Below are 19,943 nucleotides of genomic sequence, written 5' to 3' on the forward strand. Positions count from 1 at the left end.
GCGACAGTCAGAACGGCCAGTCTGCGTTGCGCCCGGCCTCCAGCAGCGGGATCATCCGGAAGGCCTGGTCGGTCAGGCCGCCGAACGTGTGCCGGTTGCGGCCGCCGCTGGGCGCGTGGCCCCGCTCGTACCCGGCGAGGTTCCACGTGTACAGCGGCGTGGCCGCGGGCACGGACTTCCCGACATCGCCGGGCGCGGCCTGCTCGTCGGTGATGATCACGACGCGGTCGTGGCCGCGCTCGTGCTTCCCGACGGCGAGGTGCGTGTCGGTGCCGTTGCCGAGGAAGTACCCGTCGGCGGTCCAGCGGTCCACCGACTTCAGCAGCGATTCCCGCTGCCGCAGCGGGAACTCGCGGGTGTCGTCGGAGAACGACACGACGTCGGCCTTTTCGCACCGCTGCCCGAGCGCGAGCCCGAACACCGCGGCCGCGTCCCACCGCTTCAGCGTGCCGTCCTTCGAGAACCGCGAGGTCATCGACCACGAGGTGTCCACCAGGATCAATGTGCGGCCCGGCAGCACCGGGACGTTGGCGAGCGAGTGCGTGATCGCCTGTTCCAGCGCCCACGCCCACCGCAGCGACGGCGCCGCCCGGTAGGCCGAGAGGAACCGCATCGGCAGCTGCCGCGACCGCGCGACCTGCTCCGGGTCGGCGAGCCGCGTGGCGACGGTTTGCGCCACCTCGTCGGAAACCCCGGCCTGGTCGAAGTTGCGCAGGTTGCGCAGCAGCGCCATGTAACCCATCGCCGGGATCATCGACTCCCACGCGGCCGCGGTCAGCGGCCCCTGGAGCCACCCGGCGAGCGACTCCCACGTCATCCCGGCGCGGCGCAGCGCCTCGGGCGCCGTGGCGGACTCGACCAGCTCGCGCCGGCGCTCGACCGGCCAGGCCATCAGCTCCCGGTGCGCGCCGAGAGTCCGCAGTGCGGCGGGGATCTCGCGGTCGGCGTGGAAGCGGACGTCGAGGACGTGCTCGAACAGCGCGTCCTGCCAGTCGACACGCGGGCCGGGGTGCGTCAGCCCGAGGACGTCGGCGAACCGGAACCCGCGCGCGTCGGAGTCCCACTTGAGGTAGGAGCTCTCGGTGTAGAGGCGCTGGGCGGCGTCGGCCACACCGCGCTTCACCGGCTTGGGCAGGGTGCGGCCGTGGACGCTCGTCCAGTAGGCCAGCAGCTCACCCGGCTCGTCCGCCCGCTGCAGCACGCTGTTCACGACCTGGCGCGAGAGGCCTTCGAGGCCGGCTTCCCGCCGCGCCGCGGCGAACTCGGCCGCGCCGACGAGCGCCGCGGTGCGCAGGTTCGCCTCCCGGCGCAGCCACGCGAGGAAGCGCACCGTCCACTCGGGATCGGCCAGCGTCGCCGCGCGCACGAGTTCGGCGTAGCGGGTGTCGCGCTGCTCGGCGCTCTCGTAGAACGTGTGCTCGCCGACCAGGTTGGTCACGGCGAGCAGGAACAGCTCGCTCCTGGCATCGCGCGCGTAGCCGGCCCCGCCTTCGTACGTGCGCCCGCTCGCGACGGCCTCGCTGGAGATCGACGAGCGGGCCGCCCGCAGTGCGCCGAGGATGTTGAACTTGGCCATGGGTCGACCCCCTCTGTTTGTGTGTTCGGTCGTGGGAGGGAGCAACAGTTTCAGGTGTGCCCGAGAAAAAGTCGGCCACGGTACGTTTAGCTGCTCTGCCGGATTGAGCTACACCCCGATGAGTCGGGGTGACGGGATTCGAACCCGCAACATGCCCGTTGATAGCGGAAGTAACCGTCACCTGCGCACCGGGCACACCTGAAACTGTTGCTCCTGAAGAAGCTTTCGGTCCGGTTCGGGTGCGCCCGAGAAAGATCGGCGACGGTGTACAGGAATCGAACCTGTGGCACCAGTGAAGTAACCGTTGCCTGCGCACCGGGCTCACCTGAACCTTGACGGTTACTCTAGCCGCGCGGATCCCGTGGTGTCGCGGGGTTTTCCGCGAGCGGGTTCAGGGTTCGATGACCAGCCGCGAGATCAGCCCGTTGGCGAGCGTGAAGCGGAAGTGCAGGTCGACGTGACCGCCGGGGAAGTCGCCTTCCAGGTGGTGCGTGGCGACGTAGTGTTCGTCGTCGACGCGCTCGGTGGCGATGAGCGTGCTGGTGTAGGTGTATTCGCTCGCGGCGGCCTCGAGCCAGGCGCGGATCTCTGCAGGGCCGTGGTAGGTGTGGCCGTCGTCGGCGACGGTGGCGTCGCGTGTGAGGTGCGGCAGCGCGCGGTCGGCGTCGCGGGTTTCGTGCGCGGCGAGGTAGCCGGTGACGGTCTGGGGCAGCGCGGTGGTCATGCGGGGCTCTCCTGGGTTCGACTCGGGATGACGACCCCACCGTCGGCCCTCTCCCGGGGAGAGAGTCAAACCCGAGTTGACCCTCTCCCCGGGAGAGGGTGCACAGTGGCCCCATGCGGTCAGGTCTGACTATCGGCGAGTTCGCCCAGCTCACGCGCTTGAGCGTGCGCACGCTGCGCCGCTACCACGAGGCGGGGCTGCTGGCGCCCGCGTCGGTCGACGACGCCACGGGCTACCGCTACTACGCGCGCGAGCAGATCCCGAACGCCCAGGTGATCCACCGACTGCGCGAGCTCGACGTGCCGCTCGCGGAGGTGAAGCACATTCTGGCCACGAGTGATCCGCGAACGCGCGCCGACCTCATCGCCGGCCACCTGCAACGGCTGGAGGACCGGCTGGACCGCACGCGCGCGGCGGTCACGTCGTTGCGGCAGCTGCTGAAGCCGGACGTCCAGGAGCTCGCCGTCGAGCTGCGCTCGGTGCCCGCGCGGACCGTCGCGGCGATCGAGGCCACAGTGGACCTCGACGACGTGCTGGAGTGGTACGACGCCGCGATGTCCGAACTGGACGCCGCCGTGGCCGGACGCGAAGGCTTCGCGCCGCCGGGTGGGCTGTACGACAACGAGATGTTCACCGCCGGGCGCGGCACGGCCCTGGTCTACCGGCCGGTGCCCGACGCGCCGGCTGTCGGTCGCGTTGTGCCGCACACACTTCCGGCCACGGACCTCGCCGTGACAGTGCACGCCGGTGAGCACGACGACATCGACGTCACCTACGGCCGGCTGGGCAATTGGGTGGTGGAGCACGCGCTCGCCGTGGCCGGCCCCGTGCACGAGACTTACTTGTGCGGCCCGCGTGACGACCCGGATCCGCGGTCGTGGCGCACGGAGATCGGCTGGCCGGTGTTCCGCGTTTCGCCGGCCTGAGAACACGCGTGTAGCGTCCGCCGGGGGAGGTGGCCGTGGACGGGGTTCTTCGGGGACGCGAGCGGGAATGCGGTGCGCTCGAGGAGCTGCTGCGTGACGTGCGCGCGGGGCGCAGCCGGGTGCTCGTGGTGCGCGGCGAGGCGGGCGTCGGGAAGACGGCGCTGCTCGATCACCTCGCGGGGCAGGCGCCGCCGTGCCGGGTCGTGCGGACGGTCGGGGTGCAGTCGGAGTCGGAGCTGTCCTTCTCGGGGCTGCAACGGCTGTGCGCGCCGCTGCTCGGGCTGCTCGACCGGCTGCCGGGACCTCAGCGCGACGCGCTCGCGACGGCGTTCGGACTCGCGGCCGGGAGCCCGCCGGAGGGGTTGCTGATCGGGCTCGCGGTGCTGGGCCTGTTCGCCGAGGCGGCCGCGGAAAAGCCGCTGGTGTGCGTGGTGGACGACGTGCAGTGGCTCGACCGCATGTCCGAGGTGATCTTGACGTTCGTGGCGCGGCGGCTCGACGCGGAGTCGGTCGCGCTCGTCTTCGGGGCGCGCCTGGACGACGCCGTGCTGGAGGGGTTGCCCCAGCTGCGGGTCGACGGACTCGCCGACGCGGACGCGCGGGCGCTGCTCGACCGGACGCTCGCCGGGAGGGTCGACGAGCGCGTGCGGGACCGGATCGTCGCCGAGACGCGCGGGAACCCGTTGGCGTTGATGGAGCTTTGCCGGGACCGGACGCCCGAGGAGCTCGCGTTCGGGTTCGGGACGCGGGGCGCTCAGCCGGTGGTGAACCGGCTGGAGGAGGAGTTTTCGCGGCGGATTTCGGCGTTGCCTTCGGACACGCGGCGGCTGCTGCTGGCCGCGGCCGTGGAGCCGGTGGGGGATGTGACGTTGCTGTGGCGGGCGCTCGAACATCTTGGTGTCCAACCCGGTGCGGCAGCGCCCGCGGAGGTTGCGGGGCTGGTCGAGCTCGGCGCGCGGGTGCGATTCCGGCACCCACTGGTGCGCTCGGCCGCGTGGCGTTCGGCCGACGCGGCGGAGCTGCGGGACGTGCACTGCGCGCTGGCCGAGGCCACCGACCCGGAGCAGCACCCCGACCGGCGGGCGTGGCACCGGGCGCACGCGACGGTGGGGCCGGACGAGACGGTCGCCGCCGAGCTGGAGCAGTCCGCCGACCGGGCGCTGGCCCGGGGCGGGCCGGCGGGGGCGGCGGCGTTTTTCGAGCGGGCCGCCGAGCTGACGCCGGACCCCAAGACGCGCGCGACGCGGGCGTTGGAGGCGGCGCGGGCTCGGTTCGCGTCGGGTGCGCCCATGCAGGTGCCGGAGTTGCTGTCGGCTGCCGAGCTGGGGCCGTTGGATCCGTTGCACCGCGCGGGGGTGGAGCGGTTGCGGGCGCAGGTGGCGTTCGCGGTGAACCGCGGGCGGGCGGCGGGGCCGCCGTTGCTGGCGGCCGCGCGCCGGCTCGAGGAGCTGGACCTCGCGGCGGCGCGGGAGACGTACTTGCTGGCGGCGGGTGCGGCAATGCACGCGGGGCGGCTGGGCGCAGAGTTCGGTGATCCGGCCGTGGCCGGCGGAAACGAACCGGCCGGTCTGTTTCTGGCCGGGCTTTCGGCGTGGCGTTCGGAGGGCTGCGCCGCGGCGCCCATGCTGCGGGTCGCGCTGGCCGCGGCTGATCCGGGTCTGGTGTGGCTCGCGGTGCCGGTCGCGATCGAGCTGTGGGACGACGTCGCTTGGGACAGCCTGACCTCGCGCGCGCTCGGATTCGCGCGTGAGACCGGGTCGCTTGCTCTGTTGCCGTCCGCTTTGGTCCTTCGTGCCGCGGCGCTGTTGCGGGCGGGGCTCTTTTCCGAGGCGGCCGGCCTCGTCGCGGAAGCCGAAGCGTTCGCGGAAGCCACGGGTCTTCTCGCGGCTCCGTCGGTGGCGCTAGACCTGGCCGCACACCGCGGCCGCGAGTTGCCGGCGCTGGAGCACATCGCGGCGACGGAGAAGGAGGCCGAGGTGAGCGGGGAGGGCCGGCTGCTCGCGGAGGCCTGGCACGCGAAAGCCGTGCTGTACAACGGACTCGGCCAGTATTCGGCCGCGCTGGAGGCCGCGCGACGCGTGGTCGAGTACGACGATCTCGGCGTGCACAACCGGGCGCTCGTGGAGCTGGTGGAGGCGGCCGCACACGCCGGTGACGCTGGTGTGGCTGCCTCGGCTCGGGAACGTCTCACCCCGTTGACCGCCGCGGCGGACACGGCTTGGGCCCACGGCGCGCAGTCCCTCGCCGAGGCCCTGGCCGGGCCGCGCCGGCAGGCCGAAAACCACTACCGTGCCGCCGTCGAGCACCTGTCGACCGGCCGCCTCGACGTCCCCCTCGCCCGCGCCCGCCTCCTCCACGGCGAATGGCTGCGCCGCGAAAACCGGCGCAGCGAAGCCCGCGTCCCCCTGCGCGCCGCGCACGACGCCTTCACCGCCATGGGCGCCGAGGCCTTCGCCGCCCGCGCCGGCCGCGAACTGTCCGCCACCGGCGAGACGGTCCGCAAACGCACCTCGGGCTCGTGGGACGAACTCACCTCCCAGGAGACGCAGATCGCCCGCCTCGCCCTGGCCGGCCGCACGAACCCCGAGATCGCGGCCGCCCTGTTCCTCAGCCCGCGCACGGTGGAGTGGCACTTGCGGAAGGTGTTCACGAAGCTGGGCATCACGTCGCGGCGTGAGCTGGGTGGGGTGTTGAAGTGACAGCGGCCCCGGCCCTCCGAGGAGAGCCGGGACCGAGGGGAAGAAAACCCGTCAGCTACAACGGTAATTCGTAGCCGAGGCGGGGTTGCCGTGGCCGGTGTAGTGGGAGAGTTTCGGGTAGCGGCACAGGTTGCGGGTCGCGAGGGTGGTGCCTTCCGTGGTCTTGACGGCGGCGGCCAGGGTATCCGGGGCCTGACCGTGCTCGACCCACTTCACCAGGGCGCCCAGGGCGTCCGTGGGCTGCGCGCCGGGGCCGCCGCCGCAGTGGGTGACGCCGGGGGCGAGGAAGAGGCGGTAGAACTGGTCGACGCGGGAGTTGCCGCCCATGAGCCGGTTGACGCGTTCGCGGTAGTCGGCCGTGCCCTGGGTGGGGACGAGCTCGTCGGACTGGCCTTGCCAGCTCAGCAGCTTGCCGCCGGCGTGGGCGAAGGCCGAGAGGTCCGGGTCGTCGCTGCCGATGACGTCGTGGAACTTCTGCTGGGACTCGCGGAACAGCTGCGCGAAGGAGCTGTACGTGAGCTTCGTGGTGTCGAACGTCGGGTCCTGCTTCACGAAGTACTTGACCCAGCTGTCGGCGACGAAGAAGGGCATGCCGGCCTGCGAGTGTCCGCTGAAGGGTGCGCCCTTGTTGGATTCGTACCAGAGCTGCTGCCCGGACGGCGAGACCGGCCCGGCCCAGATCTTGCGCACGACCTCGGCCGTCGCGGCGGAGATGGTGAGCTCCTTGCCCTCGCACAGCACCTTCGTGCCGATCAGCTTGCGCGGGTCCCAGTGGCAGGCCTGCGGGTTGCCGATCACGCCGTCCTTGACGCCGTCGAGCGTGTCGCACGCCGCGACCGCCGCGGTGTTGAACGCCTCCAGCTCGCACTGCGTCGGCTGCGTCTTCTCCTCGTTGAACACGACCTGGGGCCACAGCGAGGCCACGGCGAAGCGGTCCCAGTTGATGGCCGGCGCGTCGGCGAGGATGCCCTGGAAGTCCTTCGGGTAGTCCTGGGCCTCGACGTACCCCTGCCGGCCACCGGTCGAGCAGCCGTTCCAGTACGCGTAGCTCACGGGCTTGCCGTAGAAGCGGTTCGCCACGTCCTTGCCGACCACGGCCAGGTCGTGCAGCGAGCGCGACGAGAAGTCCTCCAGCAGCGCCGGCGTCTCCGGCTTCAGGGCCCAGCCGCTGACGTCGAGCGGGTCGGAACCCACGCCGGCGTCGGTCGCGGCGGCGACGTAGCCGTCCTTGACGGCGGCGACCAGGGGGCTGCCGAAGTCTCCGGCGAGGTACGCGCTGCCGCCGGTGGCCTGGAACCGGCCCGACCACTTCGCGCGGTCGCTGGGCAGCGAGATCTTCACGGCAACGTGGTCACCGGCGCCCGGGTGAGTGAGGGTGACGGTGACGTCGCACCAGGCCGGCACGTCCGTGAGCGTCGTCGGCGCGAGGTGCAGCGGGGGAGCGGCGGGGAACGTGACGGTGCCGCCCTCGTGGGCGGTCGCGGTCACCGCCTCGACCTGGGCGCCGGGTGGCGCGGACACGGGCATGGCCGCACACGTGGTGGCCGGGGCACCGGGAGCGGCACTGGCGGCCGGCACCAGCACGGCCGCGAGCGGCAGCACGGCCGCCAGCAGGATCAGTCGTCTCATGCCGTTCACCCTCGCGTGACCCGGCCGGCGGTGGAGCCAGGGAGACACCCTGGGGTGCACCCTGGCCCGGGTGCCGACCCGTGTCTCACCCTGGGGTGACGAGGCCGGTTCCGCGGCGACGATGACGCCACCACTTCCGAAGGGAAACGCCGTGCCCGTCATACGCTTCCACCTCGACTCCGCCCTCACCCCGGCCGCCGCGCTCGCCGTGCTCACCGACTTCGGCCCCGCCCGCGCCGAGCACTGGCCCTCGATCGACGCCGAGCACTTCGAGGTCCACGCCCTCGGCGCCACCTGGGCCGAAGTGACGGAAGGGACCAGCGCGGCGTGGGAACGCGCGCGCTACGAATGGGACGCCGCGAGCGTCACCGCCACCACACTCGACTCCAAGCTCTTCGGCCCCGGCGGCGGCTGGGTCTTCCGGCTGCAGCCGGCCGGCGAAGGCACCCGCGTCGACGTCGAACTCACCCGCACCCCGTCGACACCGAAGGGCAAGATCCTCGCGACGCTCCTGCGGGTTGTCGGGCCGCCGAGCCTGCGCAAATCGTTCAGTGGACCGCTCCAGGCGCGGTGAACGTGGCGTCGATCTCGTCCCGGTGCGGCCTTCGCGGGTTGACCGGTCCCCTCGGCACTGGCCATACTCGTTCGTCAGACGTTCAAGTGTACGTCTGACGAACACAAGGAGATCGCACATGGCCAGGCTGGACTACGCGGACGAGAGCGGCGAAGTCGCCGACCGCATCCGCGCGCGCCGTGGGGGGCGCCTGACCCCGCTCGATCGCATGCTGTTGCACAGCCCGCCTTTCGCCGACGGCTGGAACAGCCTGCTCGGCGCGATCCGCAAACAGGGCGTCCTCCCCGCGACGGTGCGGGAGCTGGCGATCCTGCGGGTCGCCGAGCTCAACGGCGCCGAGTACGAGTGGACCGCCCACGCCCTCGTCGCCGCGGAGGCCGGTCTGCCGGCCGAGGAGATCGAGGCTTTGCGCGAGGGCGCCGACCCGAGCCTCCTGGACGAGCGGCAGCTGGCCGTGGTGGCCTACACCGACGCGATGACGAAGCAGGTCGCCGTGCCGGACGAGGTGTTCCTGGCTCTGCAGAAGCACTTCGCGGAGCAGGAGATCGTCGAGCTGACGGTGACCGTGGGCGCGTACAACCTCGTGTCGCGGTTCCTGGTCGCGCTGGAGGTCGGCCAGTGACGGACCCGCACAACCCGGGCCCGCACCCTCACCCGCACGCGCCGCGGATCCCGTTGCCAGCCAACAGTTGTGACGCGCACTGCCACGTCTTCGGCCCGACGGCGAAGTTCCCGTACGCCGAGGGCCGGTCCTACACGCCGCCGGAGTCGCCGAAGGAAGACCTGCGGGCGCTGCACCGGCTGCTCGGGATCGACCGCGCGGTGCTCGTGCAGCCCGCGTGCCACGGCACCGACCACGCCGCGCTGCTCGACGCGCTGGAGACCTCCGGCGGCCGCTACCGCGGTGTGGCGCTGATCCGGCCGGACACGTCCGTAGCGGAGGTGAAGCGGCTGCACGAGGCGGGGGTCCGCGGCGCGCGCCTGAACTTCACCCCGCACCTCGGCCCGGCACCGGCGCGCGACGAGATCGATCGCGTTCTCGAGCTCGTCGGGCCCCACGGCTGGCACCTCGCGTTGCACGTGGCCGGTGCCGGCATCGCCGAGCACGCGGACCTGGTGCGGTCGCTGGGGGTGCGGGTGGTGATCGACCACCTCGCGCGGGTCGACCTGCGCGAGGGTCTCGACAGCGCGGCTGTGCGGGCATTGCTGGACCTGCTGGCGACCGGGACCGTGTGGGTCAAGCTGAGCGGCACGGACCGCATCGCGACCGCGCCGCCGAGCCTCGCGGATTCCGCCGCACTGGCCCGGCTCCTGGCCACGCGGGCGCCGGACCGCGTCGTGTGGGGCACGGACTTCCCGCACCCCAACACCACCGGCTTCGTTCCCGACGACGGCGATCTCGTCGACCTGATCGCCGAGATCGCGCCGGACGCGGCCGCCCGCGAACGGCTGCTCGTGACGAATCCCGCGGAGTGCTTCGACTTCCCGGACGCCGGCTCGCCGGAGGTCTAGTGCAGGCCCTCGATGTCCTTGGTGATCGCGTCGGCCGTTTCCAGCAGCCGGGGCACGAACCGCTTGCGCAGCTCGGCCTGCGACACGCGGGCCGCGTTGACCGACACGTTGAGCGCGGCCAGCGTCCGTCCGCCCGCTCCGCGCACGGGCGCGGCCGCCGAGCGCACGCCTTCTTCCCGTTCCCCGTCGACCACGGCGAAACCGGCTTCGGCGACCTCGTGCAGCTCGGCCCGCAGCCGCGCGGGGTCGGTGATGGTGTGGCGCGTGAGTTTTTCCAGGTGCACATTGTCCAGATAGGACCGCAGGTCCGCCTCGGGCAGTGCCGCGAGCAGGACCCGGCCCATCGACGTGGGGTAGGCGGGCAGGCGCGAGCCGACATTGAGCGTGATGGACATCGACCGCGACGCCGGGACCCGGGCCACGTACACGATTTCGGGACCGTCCAAGGTGGCCATCGAGCACGACTCCCGCAGCTCGTCGGCCAGCGCGCGCATGTGCGGCTGGGCGTGCTCCCAGAACGGCAGGGCGGCGAGGTAGCCGTAGCCCAGGCGCAGTACCCGGGCGGTGAGGCGGAAGTGGCGGTCGTCGGCCTCGGCGAACCCCAGGCGCTCCAGCGTGAGCAGGATGCGGCGGGCCGTGGCGCGGGTGAACCCCGTGGCCGCGGCGGCGTCGCTGACGGTCATCGCGGCGCGCTCGGCGGAAAAGACCTGCAGCAACCGGAACGCCTTCTCCACCGAGTCGATGACGTCGGGGTCTTCTCTCGACACTGCCGTCCCTTTCCCTGGTTGCTGCCTGACGAGAACGGTACCCGAGCGAGGGCGAGGAGTGACGGATGACGGACGGGCTGCTCTACGTGCTTTCCGAACCGGGTGCGGTCGGCGAGGACGAGTTCCACGACTGGTACGACGGTGAGCACGCGCCGGCGCGGGTCGCCGTGCCCGGTGTCCGCAGCGGCTACCGGTACCGGGCGATCGACGGCGCCACGCCGTCATGGCTGGCGTGGTACGAGCTCGACCTCGCCGCGCTGGCGACCCCGGAGTACGCCGCCGTGCGCCGGCGCAGCGCGCGCGAGCAGTCGGTGGTCGAACGCCTCGAGACGCTCGACCGGCGCGTGTACGAGCTGACCGCCGAGTACGGCGAACGGACCGGCCCGGCACCGGTGCTCGTCGCGGTCGCGCTGACCGGCGACGAGGCGGCGCTGGCCGAGTGGTACCGCGAAGAGCACGTGCCACTGCTGCTGGAGCTGCCGGGCTGGCACCGTATCCGGCGCTATCGGCGCGTCGAGGGAGCGGGGCCGGATCTGCTGGCGCTGCACGAGATCTCCGGCGTGGAGCTGTTCGACGAGCCGGGGTACCGGCATGCGACCGGTACCCCGTGGCGCGACCGCGTGATGGCGACGGTGACGGCGCGGGAGCGGCGGGTCTTCCGTTACCACAACACCGCCCGCTGACCGGTCACGTCGGATTCAGGCCGGACTCGCCGGTGATGTCGTGCGCGAGCTTCCGGTGTTCGAACAGCCAGCCGGCTCCGGTCCTGACCACGCGGTCGGTGTAGGTGCCGGCCACCGCGATCGCCGGGCCCGCGCTCGTGTCGCGCACGACGAGGAAGTTCGACCGCACCGCGGCGCGATCGTCGCCGTCGAACCGGATGACGATGTTCGTCGTGAGGTGTTTGCGCCGCGTGCCGGGTCCGGGCGGCGGCACGAGGGCGCTCATGAGCTCTTCGACGGCGGCGGGCCCGGTGGCCGTGCCGTTGCGCGACTCCCAGGTGCCGGTTTCGGTGAACAGGCGGGAGAACTCCGCGAGTTCGTAGCCGTCGAGCAGGAAGCAGTAGGTGGCCAGCAGTTCGCGGATGTCGTCCTTGGCCGTCGCGTCGGTCATGGGGCCACCAGCTCGTTCGTGACGGCCCGGCGGGCCGCGATCGGGGTGCGCGTCATCGTCATGGTCAGCACGGCGCCGACGACGAGGAGCACGCCGGCGACGACGAACGCCGTGCCGTAGCCGCCGGACCACGCGATCACGTAGCCGGTCGCGATGGGCGCGAGCACGCCGAACCCGTTGCCGCCGACCATGAGGATCCCGTTGGCTCGCCCGGTGTCCGCCGGGTCGGCGAGCAAGTCGTTGAGCAGCGCGATGTTGAGGCCCACGGCGCTGCCGATGCTGGTGAGCGACAAGGAGAACAGCGCCAGGATCACCGCGGCGTTGGTGACGAACGGCGTGAGCAGGATGCACGAGGAGACCAGCATCGTCACGGTGACCATCACGCGGCGGCGGCCCGAACCGGCGGGACGGCCGCGCAGCAGGCGGTCGCTGAGCCAGCCGACGAACATGGTCCCGGGCACGGCCACGGCGTAGGGCACGGCGGTGTAGAGGCCGGACTTCAGGACGGTGAGCCCGTGGGTCGCCTGCAGGTAGCTCGGCAGCCAGGTCAGGAACATGTAGACGGTGTACACGGCGCAGCCCTGCGCCACGAACATCCCCCACATCGTGCGCGAGCGCAGCAACGTGCGGAGGGACGAACCGCCGTGACCGGGCCGGTCCGGGTCGCCGCGTTCGGTGAGGATCTTCGTGCGCTCGGCCTCGCCGATGAAGCGGGCCTGCTCGGGTCGCTTGTAGACGAAGATCCACGCCAGCAGCACGAGCACGCCGAGGATCGCGCCGAAGTAGAACCCGCTTCGCCAGCCGAACTGGCCGACCAGGAACCCGACGACGACCGAGCCGATCGCGGGGCCGGCGTACCCGCCGGCGTTGAACACGGTGGTGGCCAGCCCGCGCTCGCGGGTCGGGATCCACTCGCGGATGGCGGCCGCGCCGGCCGGGTACGTCGACGCCTCGCCCACGCCCATGACGAGCCGGAAGGCGAACAGCGACCCGAACCCGCCCGACACCCCGGTCAGGAGCGTCGCGACCGTCCACAGTGCCAGCCCGGAAACCGTCGACGGTTTGGTGCCGATCTTGTCGGTGAGGATTCCCCACGGCAGCACGAAGACCAGGTAGCTCCACAGGAAAGCCGAAAGCAGCAGGCCCAGTTCCGGCGCCGAGAGCCCGAGCTCTTGTGAGATGGGCTTCGCGGCCACGGAGAGGATGACGCGGTCGACGTAGTTGACCGTGACCGCACCCAGAAGCAGCAGGTAGACGAGCACGCGCCCGGTTCTCAGAGTTCTCAAGGTGGGTTCCCTTCCGCGCTGACGGGACCACGGCCGGCGTCTCCGGCCACGGGGAGAGGTGCTGCGGACCGAAGAGTGTGCGACCGACGAACACATGGACGTCTGACGAACATTGTGTCCGACGAAGAGATAGTGGGACACGGTCACCGTGATGTCAATCCCGGAACGCGAGCCGGCCCCGTCGCCGGTTCTCACGACCACGGCGGACGGCCGCCGTGCCGGGGCCGGCGCCGTAGGATCACCCCGCGCACAGACATCCGGTCCGCGCGCCCGGCTCGAGGAGTCGCCGTTGTCGGCCGCACCGTCTGCCTCCGCGTCCTCCTCGTGGGCGCCGCTGCGCCGGCACGTGTTCCGTGCGCTGTGGTTCGCGCAGCTGGGCTCGAACGTCGGCAGCTGGATGCAGTCGGTCGGTGCGCAGTGGACGGTCGTGCACCAGCCCGACGCCGCCACGCTGACCTCGATCGTGCAAGCCGCGAGCTTGATCCCCGTGCTGTTCGTGTCGTTGCCGGCGGGCGTGCTGGCCGACGTGCTCGACCGGCGGCGGATCATCGCAGTGCTCACGGCGGTGATGGTCGTGATCACGGGGATCCTGGCGGTGCTGAGCAGCCAGGGCCTCGTGACACCGGCGACGCTGATCACGATCACGCTGCTGCTCGGCGAGTGCCAGGCGCTGATGAGCCCGGCCTGGCAGGCGATCCAGCCCGAACTGGTGCCGCGCGAGGAACTGCCGTCGGCGGCGGCGCTGGGCAGTCTCAACGTCAACATCGCGCGCGCGATCGGGCCGGCGCTCGCCGGGTTCGTGCTGGCGCTGACGGGGCCGGCGGTGGTGTTCGGCATCAACGCCGTGTCGGACCTGCTGATCCTGGCGGCGGTGCTGATGTGGCGGCGCACCACCACTGAGTCGCCCGGCCCGGCGGAACCGCTGGTGCCCGCCTTGCGCGCGGGAATCCGGTATGTGCGGTACGCGCCCGGTGTCCGCCGGATCCTGGTGCGCGCCTTGGTGTTCGTGCTGCCCGCGTCGGCGTTGTGGGGGCTGCTGCCGGTCGTGGCCGCTGACCGGCTCGGTCTCGGTTCCGGCGGCTACGGCGTACTGCTCGGCGCCCTCGGCCTCGGGGCGGTGGGCGGCGCCGTGCTGATGCGACCGATGCGCGCGAGGTTCGGCCGCAACACGCTGCTGGGGGCCGCCACCATCGCGTACGCGGTCGGGGTGTTCGCCGCCGCGCTGCTGCCGAGCGCGGTGGTGGTCGCGGTCCTGCTCGTGCCGGGCGGCGCCGGCTGGCTGGCTGGACTGTCCACTTTGAACACCACGCTGCAGCTCGCGCTGCCCGGCTGGGTCCGCGCGCGGGCGCTGGCGGTGTACCTGATGATCTTCCTGGGCGGTCAGGGTGTCGGCGCCCTCATCTGGGGGCTGGTCGCCGCCGCGGCGGGCGCGGCGACGACGCTGGCCATCTCCGGCGTGCTGCTCGTGCTGGGCGCGGCGTCGCTGTTCGTGCTCCCGATCCACGCGCGCACCGGCGAGCTGGACCGCACGATCGTCACGCCGTGGCCGGAACCCGAGATCGCCGTGCTCACCGGTGACGAGGAAGCCCTCGACGCCACGGCGGGGCCGGTGCTGGTCGAGGTCTCCTACCACGTCCCGGTCGAACGCTCGGCCGAATTCCTGGCCTCGCTCGCGCGCGTCGGGGTCTCGCGGCAGCGCACGGGCGCGCGCCGGTGGAGCGCCTATCGCGATCTCAGCGTGCCGGACCGCTACGTCGAGGTCTTCGAGGTCGCGACCTGGGCCGAACACCTGCGCCAGCACCACGAACGCATCACCGGCCAGGACGCCGGTCTCTACCGCGAGGCCGCGGAGCTCTCGCTGGAACCGCCGTCGACCCGGCACCTGCTGGCGAGCTGACGTCCGGAGAGTCCTTCGACACCCGGACAACCGGGAGATTCGCGGCGCCCGCGCCGAGCGGAATACAGTCCTCCGCATGAGCAGAAGCGAGGGCGTGGCGGGCGTCAACCCGCCGCAGTACCCGATCGAATCCGTCGACAACGCGCTCAAGCTGCTGCTGCTGTTCGGCGAGCGGTCGGAGGTGCGGCTGGCGGAGGTGAGCGAGTACCTCGGCGTCGCCTCGTCCACGGCGCACCGGCTGATGGCGATGCTGCTCTACCGCGGGTTCGTGCGGCAGAACCCGGCCACGAAGGCCTACGAGCCGGGTACGGCGCTGACCGGCGTGGCGTTCTCGATCCTCGAGCGGTTCGACTTCCGCCAGGTGCTGCGGCCCTACCTCGAACGGCTCAACGCCGAGCTGCGCGAGACCGTGCACCTCGGCGTGCTCGACGGCACGAGCGTGCGGTTCGTCGACGCGATCGAGAGCCCGCAAGCGGTCCGGGTCGCGTCGCGGCTGGGCAGCTCGCTGCCGGCGAGCTCGACGTCGTCGGGCAAGGCGATGCTGGCCGGCCTCAGCACCGACCAGCTGCGGGTGCTCTACCCGGACGAGCGGATCAGCGGGCTCACCGACCGCAGCATCCGCACCCGTGGTGACCTCGAAGCCGAGCTCGGGCGGGTGCGCGAGCTCGGCTACGCCACCAGCGCCGAGGAGAGCGAGGCCGGGGTGTCGTCGGTGGCGGTCGCCTTCCCGGTGACGGTGGGGGCCGGTCGGATCTCGTTCAACGTCGCCGTGCCCGCGAGCCGCATGCCCGAGTCGCAGCAGCTCGTCGTCGCGACGGCGCTCCAGGCGATCGTGCGGGAGGCGACGCCGCTCCTGCACAGCTGAGCCCCGTCTTTCCGAACGGCGGTGACCTGGGTGAAATGCCCAGGTCGCCGCCGTTTTTTCGCGCCCTGGGCGCGGCCGGCAGGCCTCACCTGACCGAGGGAGGGCCGACGTCGGGTGTTGTCATTCTGCTGTGCAGAAGACTACTCTTTCTATTGCGGTCGTCACGGAGGCGACATAGAAGAGGAGGACGGGATGGCCATTGTTCACGCGGATCGGGGGAAGTGCCGGGGCTGGGCCAACTGCGTGGCCGGCGCCGACGACGTGTTCGACATCGACGACGACGGCGTCGTCACCCTGCTGCGCGAGGCCATCGGGCCGGACGAGGTCGGGCGCGTCGGCGAGGTCGCGCGCCGGTGCCCAGAGGCGGCGCTGGCGGTGGACGGGGCATGAGGCCGCGCACGGTCGTCGTCGGTGGGTCCGTCGCCGGGGTGCGCGTGGCCCAGGCGCTGCGGTCGCACGGCTACGAGGGCCGCGTCGTGCTGGTCGGCCGGGAAAACGAGCTCCCGTACGACAAACCGCCGCTGTCCAAGGGGGTGCTCGCCGGCTTGGCCGAGCTCGACGACGTCCGGCTGCTCACCGAACGCGAAGCGGCTGACGCGGAGATCGAGCTCGAGCTCGGTCAGGCCGCGACCCGGCTCGACCTGCCCGGTGCCCGCGTGCACCTGGCCGACGGGTCGGCCCTCGGCTTCGACGACCTGGTGATCGCCACCGGCGCGAGCGCGCGGCCCACCGGCTGGGAGCACCTCGAAGGCGTCCACTCGCTGCGCACGGCCGCAGACGCCCGGGCGCTGCGGGAAGGCCTCGGCCGCGGCGGCCCGGTGGTCGTGATCGGTGGCGGCTTCATCGGCTCGGAGGTCGCGGCCACCGCGAACCGGCTCGGCCTTTCCGACGTGACCGTGCTCGACGCCACCCCGGCGTTGCTGTCCCGCGCGGTGCCGGAAGTGTTCGGCGACCGGCTCGCGGACCTGCACCGGCGGCACGGAGTGCGGGTGCGGCTCGGCGCCCGCGTCGCGACTGTGGAGCGGATACGCGGCCGGTTGCGGATCCGGCTCGACGACGGGTCCGAAGTGGACGCCGCCACCGTGGTCGTCGGCATCGGCGCCGTGCCGGACGACGCGTGGGTGACCGGCACCGGGCTGAAGGTCGACGACGGCGTCGTCTGCGACCCGTTCGGCAGCGCCGCGCCGCACGTGTTCGCGGTCGGCGACGTCTCCCGCTGGCAGACCGCCCGCCACGGCCGCGCGGTGCGGTTCGAGCACTGGACCAACGCGGTCGAACAGGCCGCGTGCGTCGCGCACACCCTCGTGCACCCTGGTGATCCCCGCGCGCACGAACCCGGCGAATACGTCTGGACCGACCAGTACGACTGGAAGGTTCAGCTCGTCGGCGATCCCCGGGCCGGTACCGAAACCCGGCTGTTCGAACGCTCCGGCGACGCGTTCGCGATCGTTTTCGGCGCCGTCGGCCGGCCGGCGCCGTGGTCGTCAACTGGCCGAAAGCACTCGTCGGCTGCCGGCGCGCCCTGGCGGCCGGGAAGCCATTCGCCGAACTCTGTGAAGAACTCCAGCACCTGTCTGCGAAGACCCAGTGAAAGGAGCCGCCGTGAACTACGTCCTCAACCCGAGCGACATCGCCTGGCACCGCCTCGAGAAGCCCGGGTTCCCCGGCATCGGGTTCCAGTTCAGCGAAAGCGTGGTCGACGACGACTACACGTCCGTCTACAGTGTCCAGCTCTCGAAGATCGGGCCGGGCGGGAAGTCGAAACTGCACCGCGACCCGTACAACCACGCCTTCTACGTCACCGCCGGCACCGGTTCGGTCCGCATCGGCAAGGACAGCTGGGATGTGGAACCGGGCAGCGTGGTGAAGATCCCCGCCGGGCTACCGCACGGGTTCTCCAACACCGGCGACGTGGACCTCGAGTTCGTCGTGATCTACGACCCGCCCTACGTCGCCGGCACCGAGCCGGTCAAGGAGCTCGAAAGCTGATTCGCGACCGGGCACCCGGCCTCGGCCGGGTGCCCCTCGTTTCCCCGTCCCCGTTGCGCCCATGCGACCCACCGGAGTGTCCATGTCCCGCACCGCCGCGGCTTCCACGCTGCGCAGATCCGTCCTCGTCAGCCTCGCCGGCTCCGCCATCGAGTGGTACGACTTCTTCGTCTACGCCTCGGCGACCGCGCTCGTGTTCGGCAAACTGTTCTTCCCGGCGAGTGATCCGCTCGCCGGCACCCTCCTCGCGTTCAGCACCTTCGCGGTCGGCTTCGTCGTCCGGCCCGTGGGCGCCGCGCTGTTCGGCCACTTCGGCGACCGCGTCGGCCGCAAACCCGCTCTCGTCACGGCGATGCTCATCATGGGGCTCGCCACCACCGCGGTCGGGCTCGTGCCGCCGTACGCGTCGATCGGCGCGGCCGCACCGGTTCTTCTCGTGGTGCTCCGGCTGGTGCAGGGCCTCGCGCTCGGCGGTCAGTGGGGCGGCGCCGTGCTGCTCGTGACCGAGAACGCGCCGCCGGGCCGGCGCGGGTTCTACGGCAGTTTCGCGCAGCTCGGTGTGCCGATCGCGTTGATCCTCGCGAACGTCGTGTTCCTCGTGGCCTCCACGGCGTTGCCCGAGGACGCCTTCCTCACCTGGGGCTGGCGGATTCCCTTCCTGCTCAGCGTTCTCCTCGTCGGGGTCGCGTTGTACGCGCAGAGCCGGGTCGCGGAGCACGCGCCCGCCGCACCCCGCGGCGGCGGCCGCGCGCCACTGGTCGAGCTCCTGCGCCGCTACCCGCGCCAGATCGTGCTCGCGGCCGGCGCGACGATGGTCGGTGGCACCAGCTACTACCTGCTGGCGGTGTACCTCGTCTCCTACGCCACCGACCACCTGCACCAGCCGCGCGGCACCGTTCTCATCGCGGTGCTGGTCTCGGCCGTCGTGTGCGTGGTCGCGATGCCGGCGTTGGTGGCGTGGTCCGACGTGGTCGGCCGGCGGCGGATCTTCCTGGCCGGCGCGGTTCTCTTCGCGCTGTGGGCGTTCCCGCTCATCCGGCTCGTCGAGACGGGCTCACCCGTGCTCGTCGGGGTCGGGCTCGTGGTCGGCCAGGTGTTCTTCGCGATGACCTACGGCCCGGCGCCCGCCCTGTTCGCCGAGCTGTTCGGCGAACGCGTCCGCTACACCGGCATCTCACTCGGCTACCAGATCGGCTCCGTGCTCGGCGGTGCGTTCGCCCCGATCATCGCGACCGCTCTGCTGGCCGGCACGAACTGGTCGGGCTCCATCGCGCTGTACGCGATCGCCGTCTGCGGGATCTCCTTCGTCGCGGTGTGGTTCGCGCCGGACCGGCCGGCCGGCTCACGCGCTGCGCGCCGCGCTCTCGTCCGGGTCCCAGGGGCCGAGGACGGGTCCCGCTGAGGCGAACCCCTCGCCGCCCGGCCGGTCTCCGAACACGACCGGCCGGCGCGGCGTGGTGTCGTGGTGCAGCTGGAAGACGTCGAAGCGGTTGTAGGAACCGACGATGTCGTGCATCTGCTTGGGCTGGATGCAGCGAGCCAGGTCGATTTCGGCGTAGACGATGCCCTCTTCGTCGATGAGTGGTTCGACGACGGGGTTGCCGTCGGGGCCGAAGATGCCGGAGAGCGCGCTGTTCGGGCGGCGCATGAGCTCGGCGATGCCCGCGTCGTCGCCGGCGGCGATCTCGATCATCTCGTCGGTGATGGTGGAGCAGGCGACCACGGAGAACAGCTTGCCTTCGAAGGCGTGCGCGGCGCTGCGGACGGCGATCGCCTGGGCCATGTCGTAGTCCGCGGGCGCGACGGGCAGGGAGATGTAGCTGGCGACGTGGACCAGTTCCCCTTGCGCCAGCAGGGAGAACCGCGCGAGCGTGTTCGTGTTCTCGCCGCACGCCAGCGCGCCGAGCGGGCCGACGGCGGAGTCGAGCACGCGCACGGTGCTGCCGTCGCCGCCGCCCCAGGTGAGTTTCTCGGCCCACGTCGGCACGAGCTTGCGGTGGACGTTGAGGACCGAACCGTCGGGGCCGATGGTGACGACGCTGTTGTAGATCAGCCCGAGGCTGTGGCGGCTGCGTTCGTTGACGCCGATGACCACCGTGGTCTTCGTCGCTGCGGCGGCCGCGCGCAGGGCGTCGAGGTGCGGGCCGGGGATGTCGATGGCGGTGCGGTAGAGGCGCTCGTACCACGGCGAACCCTGCACCGGGTTCATCGTCCAGTTCCAGTACGGGTAGCCGGGCACGAAGACCTCGGGGAACGCGATGAGGGAGGCGCCGTGCGAAGCGGCTTCGGTGATGAGCGAGACGGCCTTGGCGACCGTCGCGGCGGTGTCGAGGTACACGGGCGCGGCCTGCACGGCGGCGGCGGTGAAGCGGGGGAAGTCTTCCAC

Annotated in this window: 18 protein-coding genes and 1 pseudogene; 12 read left to right on the plus strand and 7 right to left on the minus strand. The window is 71.8% G+C overall.

The genetic code is table 11. The annotated features are described in order from the left end of the window. Positions 1-7: 7 nt before the first annotated feature. On the minus strand, positions 8-1,576 hold the full coding sequence (locus ABZU76_RS14330) for a TROVE domain-containing protein (RefSeq protein WP_354868926.1): 1,569 nt from the start codon (positions 1,574-1,576) through the stop codon (positions 8-10). 391 nt (positions 1,577-1,967) lie between these two features. Beyond that, positions 1,968-2,300, minus strand: a complete 333-nt coding sequence (locus ABZU76_RS14335; RefSeq protein ID WP_354868928.1) for a nuclear transport factor 2 family protein — start codon at positions 2,298-2,300, stop codon at positions 1,968-1,970. A gap of 113 nt (positions 2,301-2,413) precedes the next feature. Between ABZU76_RS14335 and ABZU76_RS14340 the strand changes: the two genes are divergently transcribed. Further along, positions 2,414-3,226: a MerR family transcriptional regulator gene (locus ABZU76_RS14340; protein ID WP_354868930.1), complete on the plus strand. Its 813-nt coding sequence runs from the start codon at positions 2,414-2,416 to the stop codon at positions 3,224-3,226. 35 nt (positions 3,227-3,261) lie between these two features. Further along, a complete protein-coding gene (locus ABZU76_RS14345; protein ID WP_354868932.1) occupies positions 3,262-5,925 on the plus strand; it encodes an AAA family ATPase in 2,664 nt (887 codons plus the stop codon). A gap of 51 nt (positions 5,926-5,976) precedes the next feature. Here ABZU76_RS14345 and ABZU76_RS14350 read toward each other — a convergent pair whose 3' ends face one another. Then, on the minus strand, positions 5,977-7,554 hold the full coding sequence (locus ABZU76_RS14350; RefSeq protein ID WP_354868935.1) for a tannase/feruloyl esterase family alpha/beta hydrolase: 1,578 nt from the start codon (positions 7,552-7,554) through the stop codon (positions 5,977-5,979). Between the two features lie 151 nt (positions 7,555-7,705). On the opposite strand from ABZU76_RS14350, the gene ABZU76_RS14355 reads away from it, so the two are divergent. From ABZU76_RS14355 to ABZU76_RS14365, 3 genes are all read left to right on the plus strand, one after another. Continuing rightward, positions 7,706-8,128, plus strand: coding sequence for a hypothetical protein (locus ABZU76_RS14355; protein WP_354868938.1), 423 nt, complete (start codon positions 7,706-7,708; stop codon positions 8,126-8,128). A 118-nt stretch (positions 8,129-8,246) separates the two neighbouring features. Then, a complete protein-coding gene (locus ABZU76_RS14360) occupies positions 8,247-8,750 on the plus strand; it encodes a carboxymuconolactone decarboxylase family protein (RefSeq protein WP_354868941.1) in 504 nt (167 codons plus the stop codon). Beyond that, the gene (locus ABZU76_RS14365) at positions 8,747-9,640 is read left to right on the plus strand and encodes an amidohydrolase family protein (protein WP_354868943.1); all 894 of its coding nucleotides are present in this window, start codon (positions 8,747-8,749) and stop codon (positions 9,638-9,640) included. The genes ABZU76_RS14360 and ABZU76_RS14365 overlap by 4 nt, the downstream gene beginning before the upstream one ends. Here ABZU76_RS14365 and ABZU76_RS14370 read toward each other — a convergent pair. Next, on the minus strand, positions 9,637-10,407 hold the full coding sequence (locus tag ABZU76_RS14370) for an IclR family transcriptional regulator C-terminal domain-containing protein (RefSeq protein WP_354868945.1): 771 nt from the start codon (positions 10,405-10,407) through the stop codon (positions 9,637-9,639). The two genes, ABZU76_RS14365 and ABZU76_RS14370, sit on opposite strands and share 4 nt — an antisense overlap. A 65-nt stretch (positions 10,408-10,472) precedes the next feature. Here ABZU76_RS14370 and ABZU76_RS14375 point away from each other — a divergent pair, with 65 nt between their 5' ends. Continuing rightward, positions 10,473-11,090 carry a hypothetical protein gene (locus ABZU76_RS14375; protein WP_354868947.1) on the plus strand — a complete coding sequence of 206 codons (618 nt, stop codon included), beginning with the start codon at positions 10,473-10,475 and terminating at the stop codon, positions 11,088-11,090. A gap of 4 nt (positions 11,091-11,094) precedes the next feature. On the opposite strand, the gene ABZU76_RS14380 is transcribed toward ABZU76_RS14375, so the two are convergent. Together ABZU76_RS14380 and ABZU76_RS14385 are read right to left on the minus strand one after the other, a co-directional pair. Next, a complete protein-coding gene (locus ABZU76_RS14380; protein WP_354868950.1) occupies positions 11,095-11,520 on the minus strand; it encodes a nuclear transport factor 2 family protein in 426 nt (141 codons plus the stop codon). After that, positions 11,517-12,806 carry an MFS transporter gene (locus ABZU76_RS14385; RefSeq protein WP_354868953.1) on the minus strand — a complete coding sequence of 430 codons (1,290 nt, stop codon included), beginning with the start codon at positions 12,804-12,806 and terminating at the stop codon, positions 11,517-11,519. Before ABZU76_RS14385 ends, ABZU76_RS14380 begins: the two co-directional genes overlap by 4 nt. A 289-nt stretch (positions 12,807-13,095) precedes the next feature. Between ABZU76_RS14385 and ABZU76_RS14390 the strand changes: the two genes are divergently transcribed. The 6 genes and pseudogenes from ABZU76_RS14390 to ABZU76_RS14415 all read left to right on the plus strand — a co-directional run bounded on the left by ABZU76_RS14390 (position 13,096) and on the right by ABZU76_RS14415 (position 18,959). Then, positions 13,096-14,703 carry an MFS transporter gene (locus ABZU76_RS14390; protein ID WP_354868955.1) on the plus strand — a complete coding sequence of 536 codons (1,608 nt, stop codon included), beginning with the start codon at positions 13,096-13,098 and terminating at the stop codon, positions 14,701-14,703. A 76-nt stretch (positions 14,704-14,779) separates the two neighbouring features. Further along, complete coding sequence (locus tag ABZU76_RS14395; protein ID WP_354868958.1) at positions 14,780-15,568, plus strand: IclR family transcriptional regulator; 789 nt, start codon at positions 14,780-14,782, stop codon at positions 15,566-15,568. Positions 15,569-15,760: 192 nt separating this feature from the next. Next, positions 15,761-15,958 carry a ferredoxin gene (locus tag ABZU76_RS14400; protein ID WP_220242534.1) on the plus strand — a complete coding sequence of 66 codons (198 nt, stop codon included), beginning with the start codon at positions 15,761-15,763 and terminating at the stop codon, positions 15,956-15,958. Further along, positions 15,955-16,791, plus strand: a pseudogene (locus ABZU76_RS14405) (NAD(P)/FAD-dependent oxidoreductase); the annotation flags it as partial. The gene ABZU76_RS14400 and the pseudogene ABZU76_RS14405, both read left to right, overlap by 4 nt. A gap of 379 nt (positions 16,792-17,170) precedes the next feature. Continuing rightward, the gene (locus ABZU76_RS14410; RefSeq protein WP_354868961.1) at positions 17,171-17,557 is read left to right on the plus strand and encodes a cupin domain-containing protein; all 387 of its coding nucleotides are present in this window, start codon (positions 17,171-17,173) and stop codon (positions 17,555-17,557) included. 82 nt (positions 17,558-17,639) lie between these two features. After that, positions 17,640-18,959 (plus strand): MFS transporter, encoded by a 1,320-nt coding sequence (locus ABZU76_RS14415; protein ID WP_354868963.1) that lies wholly within the window; start codon positions 17,640-17,642, stop codon positions 18,957-18,959. Here ABZU76_RS14415 and ABZU76_RS14420 read toward each other — a convergent pair. Beyond that, entirely contained in the window at positions 18,900-19,943 is a 1,044-nt protein-coding gene (locus tag ABZU76_RS14420; protein WP_354868966.1) for a carbon-nitrogen hydrolase family protein, read from the minus strand. The genes ABZU76_RS14415 and ABZU76_RS14420 overlap by 60 nt on opposite strands.

The organism is Amycolatopsis sp. NPDC005232, assembly GCF_040607795.1.
GTDB lineage: Bacteria > Actinomycetota > Actinomycetes > Mycobacteriales > Pseudonocardiaceae > Amycolatopsis.

Bases quoted from the DNA above. Each gene is read 5' to 3' on its own strand.
- ABZU76_RS14350 (WP_354868935.1), bottom strand. From the start codon at position 7,554: ATGAGACGACTGATCCTGCTGGCGGCCGTGCTGCCGCTCGCGGCCGTG.
- ABZU76_RS14360 (WP_354868941.1), top strand. From the start codon at position 8,247: ATGGCCAGGCTGGACTACGCGGACGAGAGCGGCGAAGTCGCCGACCGC.
- ABZU76_RS14340 (WP_354868930.1), top strand. From the start codon at position 2,414: ATGCGGTCAGGTCTGACTATCGGCGAGTTCGCCCAGCTCACGCGCTTG.
- ABZU76_RS14375 (WP_354868947.1), top strand. From the start codon at position 10,473: ATGACGGACGGGCTGCTCTACGTGCTTTCCGAACCGGGTGCGGTCGGC.
- ABZU76_RS14400 (WP_220242534.1), top strand. From the start codon at position 15,761: ATGGCCATTGTTCACGCGGATCGGGGGAAGTGCCGGGGCTGGGCCAAC.
- ABZU76_RS14395 (WP_354868958.1), top strand. From the start codon at position 14,780: ATGAGCAGAAGCGAGGGCGTGGCGGGCGTCAACCCGCCGCAGTACCCG.
- ABZU76_RS14380 (WP_354868950.1), bottom strand. From the start codon at position 11,520: ATGACCGACGCGACGGCCAAGGACGACATCCGCGAACTGCTGGCCACC.
- ABZU76_RS14335 (WP_354868928.1), bottom strand. From the start codon at position 2,300: ATGACCACCGCGCTGCCCCAGACCGTCACCGGCTACCTCGCCGCGCAC.
- ABZU76_RS14330 (WP_354868926.1), bottom strand. From the start codon at position 1,576: ATGGCCAAGTTCAACATCCTCGGCGCACTGCGGGCGGCCCGCTCGTCG.
- ABZU76_RS14415 (WP_354868963.1), top strand. From the start codon at position 17,640: ATGTCCCGCACCGCCGCGGCTTCCACGCTGCGCAGATCCGTCCTCGTC.